The sequence below is a fragment of the Winogradskyella sp. UBA3174 genome, from assembly GCF_002364335.1.
Classification (GTDB): Bacteria; Bacteroidota; Bacteroidia; order Flavobacteriales; family Flavobacteriaceae; genus Winogradskyella.
On the sequence record NZ_DEXW01000035.1, the window covers coordinates 7564 to 10364 of the forward strand.

Genomic DNA, 2801 nt, shown 5'->3' on the forward strand with positions numbered 1-2801 from the left:
TTGTAATATCGACGAACTCTATTTTTTTGAAAACATTATCGCAGGAGTTATTACAATTGATAATGCACAAAAGGCTAACATCCTAAAAAACATTAACGCTTTAAAAGATAGAAACTACAAACTCGATGTAAATGGTAAGTTTCCTAAAATTCCATCATTCTATATTAAGGAGACCTACTTTCAAATTAAACAAGATTTTAAAAACCTTAAAATGTATTTTTTTATTATAAAATAAAGGTTAAAAAATGAGCTTATTTTTTTGATAAATTAAGAATAGATTGGGTATTAGATGACCAAATGAAATCGCTTCAAATTTATAGAACAAAGCGTTGCTATCATAACTAATTTATAATCTAAATAATAGCACTACATTAAAAAGCGTAGTGCCAAATAAGTACACTAATTAAAGCATAAAAAGATAACAAAACAATTTGCATTCTGTTGGGTATTACTGGATTTCTCATAACTAGCATTTAATTGTAAGACTCAAAAAGCATACAAATGTCACTTTAAAATAAATCATTTTTGTGTGCCTTATACAAAGCACTACAATCAATTATAGTGCTATTATTAAAGTCTATGTTAAGTCGTTCACAAAGATTTTACACTTTTTTCACATTTAATCTACCTGTAGACGCCACTGCCAATACTACATTTGATTTATATTAATCTCAAAGAACATCTAATTATGAAAAAGAGCATTATTATTTTAGGCATAACTGTAGCTATCATTAGTTTACTAATAATTAGTTTTATAAATACAGATAACAACGCGGCTGATAAGCCAATAGCATCGCAGAGTAAAACGCTTGCCTTAAAAAATGAAACTACTGAAGGCCCAAATAAAAATAAAATTCCTGATTTAGTTTATGGTGTAGATACGCGGTTTGCTGCCGTGAAAAAGTCTGATATACAAATGGCAACAACCATTTACACTTTTCTTAATGACGGAGAAAAAGAACAAATAGCTGTCGTCAATTCTGTAAATATTATCGTCATTAAAAATAATGAACAATCTAACATACAAGAATATGGAACTACTGATCAGCTTACTGATAGGCAAATCAAATTAATCAAATCAATAGACTACTTTAATCATTTTACAATTAGAACCGAATTCAAAGAAAAAAATACTGAAACTGGTAAATTACAAGAACGCTTTTTTGGTCCACACATCACTGTTGTCCCAGAGAAGCAAGCAACTTACGTAGACGGCAAAGATGCACTCATAACTTATCTTAAAGATAACAGTAAAGAGGATATGAACATTATAGAAAATAACAAACTCGGCTCCATAAAACTCTCTTTTATAATTACCAAAGAAGGTAAAGTATCTGAGGTTAAGTATGACGTTATGACTACTGGTTATCCGTCTCTCGATAAAAAATTAATGACACTCATTAAAAATATTCCAGGCAAATGGACACCCGCAGAAAATTCTAAAGGCGAAAAGATGGAACAAGAATTAGTATTTACTTTTGGGCCAGCCGATGGGTGTTAAATAGCACAACAAGTATTTTTAGCTACTAATATTTCGCTTAAACCCCTATATATAAGCCGAATACACTATTAACATTTTTTGATAAGATTTAAACGACCTAAGTTGTATTTGCTTGATTTTAAATTTTAAAAAAGCTAACTTCGTTTAACATCTGATATAAGTCATTAAAACAGACTCATATCAGTTAAAAGTTGTAGCCAATTATGAAAAAAGTATTACCCTTAGTTTTATTAGCTTTCTTTTCATGCAAAGAAAATGAACAAAAGTTTAACACCAAAGTGACAGGCATAATCGAAAATGTTAAAGATTCATCCAAAATATATTTAGAAGATTTCTATTTTAAAGATGTTGGTGGTTATTTGGATTCGACGTATGTTATCAATAACAAATTTGAATTCAACTTTGAATTACAAGAGCCTAGAAGTTTTCAATTTAATGGCGTAAATACATCAGCAAAGCATATGCTCTTATCTCCTGGACATACTAAACTTATAATCTCGAACCTTGATAGTATCCATAAATTAGAAGTAGATAAAGGTAGCCAAGAGACTTTTCAAAATGAAGAATATTCTAAAAAATATGGTTATGAAAATAATATGGATTACTTAAAAAATAATCCCGATAATATGACTTCATTAATTATTTTATGGGAAGATAGATTTAGTATTTCAGAAGAAGAGCTTAAGACATATTATAATACTTTAACAGACAAATGGAAGAACACAACCGCCGCAAATGACATTGAAGAATTATTAAAACTTGATTATGTCCCAGAAATTGGTGCTAATTTTTTAGATTTTGAATTGAAAGATGCTAATGATAATATAATTAGTCTTTCAAATTTTAAAGACAAATATTTATTAATTGAATTTACAGCAACTTGGTGTGGACCTTGTATAGCTCAAATACCATTTCAAAAGAGTGCGTATGAAAAATATAACTCGAAGGACTTTGAAATCCTACATATTTATATTGAAGACAAAGAAAATATGGTAAAGAATGTGAATAAACACAAAACCCCATGGAAATCAGTGTATGCACCTAAAAAATTCAGATCTAGTGTGGCTTTAAATAATAGAGTTTATTATTTACCTAATATGTTTCTTCTTGATAAAAACCATAAAATAATTGGAACAACGTTAAACCCAGTTCTGATGATGGATGGTTTGGAAAAAGTTTTGCAGGAAAAAATAAAATAACTGTTTACAACAACGTGTATAATCAATTGCTGGTTCTGTGTATACTCAGAAAATCCTGCGGATTTTCCTCTGATTCGTTTTCTTTTATTAATTTAGTTGCT

General features: G+C 29.1%; 3 protein-coding genes. All 3 read left to right on the plus strand.

The window, feature by feature from the left end:
* A partial coding sequence (locus tag B2U95_RS04750; RefSeq protein ID WP_296313356.1) for a hypothetical protein occupies positions 1 to 235 on the plus strand: 235 nt, incomplete at its 5' end.
* Positions 236 to 688: 453 nt separating this feature from the next.
* Positions 689 to 1501: an energy transducer TonB gene (locus B2U95_RS04755; protein WP_296313359.1), complete on the plus strand. Its 813-nt coding sequence runs from the start codon at positions 689 to 691 to the stop codon at positions 1499 to 1501.
* 203 nt (positions 1502 to 1704) lie between these two features.
* Positions 1705 to 2700, plus strand: coding sequence for a TlpA disulfide reductase family protein (locus B2U95_RS04760; RefSeq protein ID WP_296313361.1), 996 nt, complete (start codon positions 1705 to 1707; stop codon positions 2698 to 2700).
* Positions 2701 to 2801: the final 101 nt, after the last annotated feature.